The following is a 4,766-nucleotide window of genomic DNA, read 5'->3' on the forward strand; positions in this document are numbered from 1 at the left end:
ACCTGGTGCGGGTGCGGGTGACCGGCGTGATCGGATCTGACGTGAGCAGGCAGGTCGCCCTGATCGACAAGGCGGCGGAGAATCGGGCCGTGCGCGGGATGATCCTGGATGTTGACAGCCCGGGCGGCGCGGTCAGCGGCGGCGAGGCGCTGCATGACGCGGTGGCCCGTTTTGCCGCGCGCAAGCCGGTGGCGGTGGCGATGGGCGGGACGGCGGCCTCGGCCGGCTATATGATCTCGGTGCCGGCGCAGCGGCTGTTCGCCACGCGATCGACCCTGACCGGGTCGATCGGGGTGATCATGGAGGCGCCGGACGTGTCGTCCCTGCTGGACAAGGTGGGGGTGAAGGTGGACCAGCTCGTCTCGGGACCGATGAAGGGGCAGCCGTCGGCCGTGCAGCCTTTGTCGCCCGAGGGGCGGCAGATGCTGCAGGGATTGGTGGCGGATCTGTTCGACCAGTTCGTCACGATGGTGGCGCAGGGGCGCCATATGCCGGTCGAGAGGGTGCGTGCGCTGGCCGATGGCAGGCCCTATACCGGGCGGCAGGCGCTGGCGTTGGGGCTGATCGACCAGATCGGCGGCGAGCGGGAAGCCAAGGCGTGGCTGGCGAGCCGGCTGCACCTGCCGCCGACGGTCCCGGTCGAGGAGCTGAAAGTGGCCGGGCCGCGCGACTGGAGATTGCGGCTGATGCATGGAATGCTGCGCGTCATCCTGGGGGACGAGTGGGCAGGAAGCGTGGTTTCGCAAGGTGTTGCGCTTGACGGGGCTGTTGCGATCTGGAAACCTTGACGTGCATTCGGGAGGTGCGGGATGACCAAATCGGAGCTGATCGCCGAGCTGGCTGCGGCGAATCCGCATTTGCTCAGCCGTGACGTGGAACTGATCGTGCAGACGATCTTCAACGAGATCAGCGCCGCGTTGGCGCGCGGCGATCGGGTGGAGCTGCGCGGTTTCGGCGCGTTCACCGTCAAGAAGCGCGATGCCCGCACCGGGCGCAACCCCCGGACCGGCGAGATGGTGTCGGTGGATGAGAAGGTCGTGCCGTTCTTCAAGGCCGGCAAGGAATTGCGCGAGCGCGTGAATCGCGGCCCTGCGGAGGGCGCCGGCTGAGCGTTCCGGGACGTGGGTGTCGGCGCGTGGGAACGGGCGGGACGGACCGCGTCCGGGGTGTGTATCCGAGCATCGAAGCGGGTGGATTCCGAGGTGGTTCGGCCACAGGTGATGGCCGATATGCGCCTGACGTGTGCCAGATGCTCTGTTCTTGATATGTTCCGATTGCTGCTGCTATGAGTCCTTCTCTATGGAATAGGCGAGCCATGAAGGGGCGCAGGGTGCGGCAGGTAATCTCCGGTTTTCTGGTGGGTTTCGCCGTGACGCTGGGCGCTTGCGGGGCAGGGTGGGCGCGTGTGCCGCATCGTGTCCATGCCCATCATCATCGGACCGGCCTGGCGGCGCATCTGTGCGCGTCGCATGACGCGGTGATCGCCACCCATGGCCATAAGCTGCGTGCGATCGGCCGGCGTCGCTATTTCGCGCCGATCGGGCAGGCGATGTATTATCGCGACATGTCCCGCCGCTGCCAGTTGCGGCGCACCGCCCATCGGCGGAGCTGAGTCCCGTTCCGTTTCGTGCGTCGTGCCGTCCCTCGCTTTCGGGGCGCATGTCGGATATGGGACCGTGGTGCCCGGATCGCGCCGTGCGGATCGGGGGTAGCGCGTTTTGTGGAAAGGGACGGGCGATGGCCGATCGGGGTAGCCAGGGGCAGGATAGCGGGGCCGGCAAGCGGGCCTATGAGGCGCGCCGGGCGGCCAAGGCCGGCATGAGCGTCGAGCGCTGGAAGGCCGAGAAGGACGAGCGTCGCATGGCGGAGATGCCGGTCCTGGTAAAGTCCAGCCCGATTGCGGACAAGATGCGCGGCGCGTGGCGGCGGCTGATGGATCGGGCGCACAAGCCGCTATAGGGCGGATCGGTCGCGATCCAGCCCCGGCGGCGCGACCTGCTCGGGGCCGGATCGTCGGCGCGATGGCGCGCTTTACGTGATGGCGCCTTGGGCGCGGTTGTTGATTTCGGCCAGCAGGAAGTCGCGGAAGACGGCCACGCGCTTGGAGGTGCGCAGTTCCTCGGGGTAGACGAAATAGGCGTCGACCGTGGGGAGCGTCACGTCGGGCAGGATGCGGACCAGGTGCGGATGCGCGGCGGCCGCGTAGAGCGGGATCGAGCCGATGCCGACGCCCGAGGCGATGGCGGAGGCCATGGCGGGCAGGCTGTTGACCTCGAGCCGGGCGGGGCGCTTCTCGTCCGACGGCACGCCGGCTTCGGCCAGCCAGTTGATGTGCGGGACGGGCGGGTGATAGCCGCCGAACATCACCAGCTTATGCGACGCCAGGTCGTCCAGCGTGGCGGGGGTGCCGTGTTCCTGGAGGTAGGAGGGGGCGGCGTAGACCGGCAGCGGGAAATCCGCTAGGTGGCGCTGTACCAGGTCCGGCTGGCGGGGCGGGTGCATGCGCACCGCGACGTCGGCCTGGCGCATGCCCAGATCCAGGTCGTTGTCGTCCAGGATCAGGGTGAGGGTGATGTCGGGGTTGGCCTCCATGAAGCGGTGGAGGCGCGGGGTCAGCCAGCACGTGCCGAACCCGGTGGTGGTGGTCACGCGCAGCCTTCCGGCCGCCTTTTCCTTGCTTTCGGTCAGCAGGGACTGGGTCATCGCCAGCTTGGCGAAGACGTCGCGCACCGTCTGGTTGAGGGTTTCGCCCTGTTCGGTCAGGATCAGGCCGCGGGCGTGGCGATGGAAGAGGGGGACCTGGAGCGCTTCCTCGAGCGCCGAGATCTGGCGGGAGACGGCCGACTGGCTGAGATTCAGCACGTCACCCGCATGTGTGAACGATCCGGCTTCGGCCACCGCATGGAAAATACGGAGTTTGTCCCAGTCCAACGCACGATTCCGATTCTGTCTGCGGCCAGGCGAAAGCCGTTGTCAAATCAGTGCAATGGTTGGCGGAACAACCGGGGGCGGTCAAGATTTTATGGGGTCATGCCCGCCAGTGTCCTGCCCGAGAAATTCTTATGAGAATTTCTCGGATCAGCAGGCCACTAAAATTTGATTCTCGTGTCCTTTCGATTTCGAAATTCGCTTGCGAATTTCGGAATCAGGACACTAGGTAGCGTTCGGCCTCGAGCGCCGCCATGCAGCCGGTGCCCGCCGCGGTGACCGCCTGGCGGTAGATCTTGTCCTGGACGTCGCCGGCGGCGAAGATGCCGGGGACCGAGGTGCGGGTGCCGCCCGGGTTGGTGACGATATAGCCCTCGTCGTCGGTTTCGACCTGGCCCCGGAAGATGGCGGTGTTCGGGGCGTGGCCGATGGCGACGAAGACGCCGTCGACGGGCAAATGTTCGTTCTCGCCCGACGCGGTGTTGCGCAGATTGACGCCGGTGACCACGGGCGGGGTGCCGGTGGCGACGATTTCATCGACCGTGCAGTTCCATTTCACCGTGACCTTGGGGTTGGCGAACAGGCGGTCCTGCAGGATCTTTTCGGCGCGCAGGCTGTCGCGGCGGTGGATCAGGGTGACGTGCTCGGCATGGTGGGTCAGGTACAGCGCCTCTTCCACCGCGGTGTTGCCGCCGCCGATCACCGCGACCGTGCGACCGCGATAGAAGAACCCGTCGCAGGTGGCGCAGGCCGAGACGCCCGCGCCCTGGTACTGGGACTCGCCGGGGATGCCCAGCCACTTGGCCTGGGCCCCGGTGGCGATGATGACCGCGCGGGCCAGGTAGATATCGCCGGAATCGCCGACCAGCCGGAAGGGTTCGGCGGCGCCGCCGCGCCCCGCGAACGCGCATTCGGTGATGATGTCGTGGATGATGCGCGTGCCGACATGGGCGGCCTGGGCGGCCATCTGCTCCATGAGTTCGGGGCCCTGGATGCCATGGGCGAAGCCGGGATAATTCTCGACGTCCGTCGTGATCATCAACTGGCCGCCCGGCTGCAGTCCGGCGACCAGGATGGGTTTGAGATTGGCGCGCGCGGCATAGATGGCGGCGGTGTAGCCGGCGGGGCCGGCACCGATCACGAGCAGGTCGGTGGCATGGGTCTGGGTCATGGGCTCGGCATTGCTGTGTGCTGGATGCAGAGGATATGGCCGCCCGATGCGCCGGACACAAGGCGGAACGGTGGGGCGCGCCCTTTTCGGCGCGGGGCGCATGCCATATCGTGCGCCATCAATATTTGAGACGGATATGACCGAAGTGATGGACCTCGATGCGATTGACCGTCGGATCGTAGCCGAACTCCAGGCAGACGGGCGCATGACCAACGTGGAACTGGCGCGCCGGGTGGGGATTTCCGCCCCGCCCTGTCTGCGGCGGGTGCGGCGGCTGGAGGAGGAGGGGCTGATTCGCGGCTATCATGCCGATACGGATGCCGCGTCCCTGGGGTGGACGATCACGCTGTTCGCGCTGATCGGGCTGGACAGCCAGAAGGAGAGCGTGCTGAGCGCCTTCGAGCACCAGGTGGCGGAATGGCCCGAGGTGCGGGAATGCCACATGATCCGCGGCGGGGGCGATTTCCTGGTGCGGCTGGTGGCGCGCGACGCGGCGCATGAGAACCAGTTGACGCGGCGCCTGACGGAATGCCCGCATGTCAGCCGGGTGCAGACCCTGCAGACCATCCGCACCGCGCTGAGCCGCGCGGGCGTGCCCGTTCTGCCGGCGCACGTCCTGCCGTCATGACCGTGGCGCTGTCGGCGGCTCTTTCGGGTGCGCGTCCGG

7 protein-coding genes are annotated in these 4,766 nt (G+C 67.3%); 5 read left to right on the forward strand and 2 right to left on the reverse strand.

What is annotated here, in order from left to right; translation table 11 throughout:
• Nucleotides 1-2: 2 nt before the first annotated feature.
• From sppA to HUK84_RS10765, 4 genes are all read left to right on the forward strand, one after another.
• Nucleotides 3-788 carry a signal peptide peptidase SppA gene (gene sppA / locus HUK84_RS10750; RefSeq protein ID WP_246285610.1) on the forward strand — a complete coding sequence of 262 codons (786 nt, stop codon included), beginning with the start codon at nucleotides 3-5 and terminating at the stop codon, nucleotides 786-788.
• 21 nt (nucleotides 789-809) lie between these two features.
• Entirely contained in the window at nucleotides 810-1,109 is a 300-nt protein-coding gene (gene ihfB, locus HUK84_RS10755; protein ID WP_176640294.1) for an integration host factor subunit beta, read from the forward strand.
• A gap of 206 nt (nucleotides 1,110-1,315) precedes the next feature.
• Nucleotides 1,316-1,612: a hypothetical protein gene (locus tag HUK84_RS10760; RefSeq protein WP_176640295.1), complete on the forward strand. Its 297-nt coding sequence runs from the start codon at nucleotides 1,316-1,318 to the stop codon at nucleotides 1,610-1,612.
• 125 nt (nucleotides 1,613-1,737) lie between these two features.
• Nucleotides 1,738-1,959, forward strand: a complete 222-nt coding sequence (locus HUK84_RS10765) for a hypothetical protein (RefSeq protein ID WP_176640296.1) — start codon at nucleotides 1,738-1,740, stop codon at nucleotides 1,957-1,959.
• 72 nt (nucleotides 1,960-2,031) lie between these two features.
• Here the strand turns inward: HUK84_RS10765 and HUK84_RS10770 are convergent, their stop codons facing one another.
• The gene (locus HUK84_RS10770; protein WP_176640297.1) at nucleotides 2,032-2,931 is read right to left on the reverse strand and encodes a LysR family transcriptional regulator; all 900 of its coding nucleotides are present in this window, start codon (nucleotides 2,929-2,931) and stop codon (nucleotides 2,032-2,034) included.
• A gap of 214 nt (nucleotides 2,932-3,145) precedes the next feature.
• Complete coding sequence (gene trxB / locus HUK84_RS10775) at nucleotides 3,146-4,099, reverse strand: thioredoxin-disulfide reductase (protein WP_176640298.1); 954 nt, start codon at nucleotides 4,097-4,099, stop codon at nucleotides 3,146-3,148.
• Nucleotides 4,100-4,235: 136 nt separating this feature from the next.
• On the opposite strand from trxB, the gene HUK84_RS10780 reads away from it, so the two are divergent.
• On the forward strand, nucleotides 4,236-4,727 hold the full coding sequence (locus HUK84_RS10780) for an Lrp/AsnC family transcriptional regulator (protein WP_176640299.1): 492 nt from the start codon (nucleotides 4,236-4,238) through the stop codon (nucleotides 4,725-4,727).
• Nucleotides 4,728-4,766: the final 39 nt, after the last annotated feature.

This window comes from Nguyenibacter vanlangensis (assembly GCF_013376155.1).
Classification (GTDB): domain Bacteria; phylum Pseudomonadota; class Alphaproteobacteria; order Acetobacterales; family Acetobacteraceae; genus Gluconacetobacter; species Gluconacetobacter vanlangensis.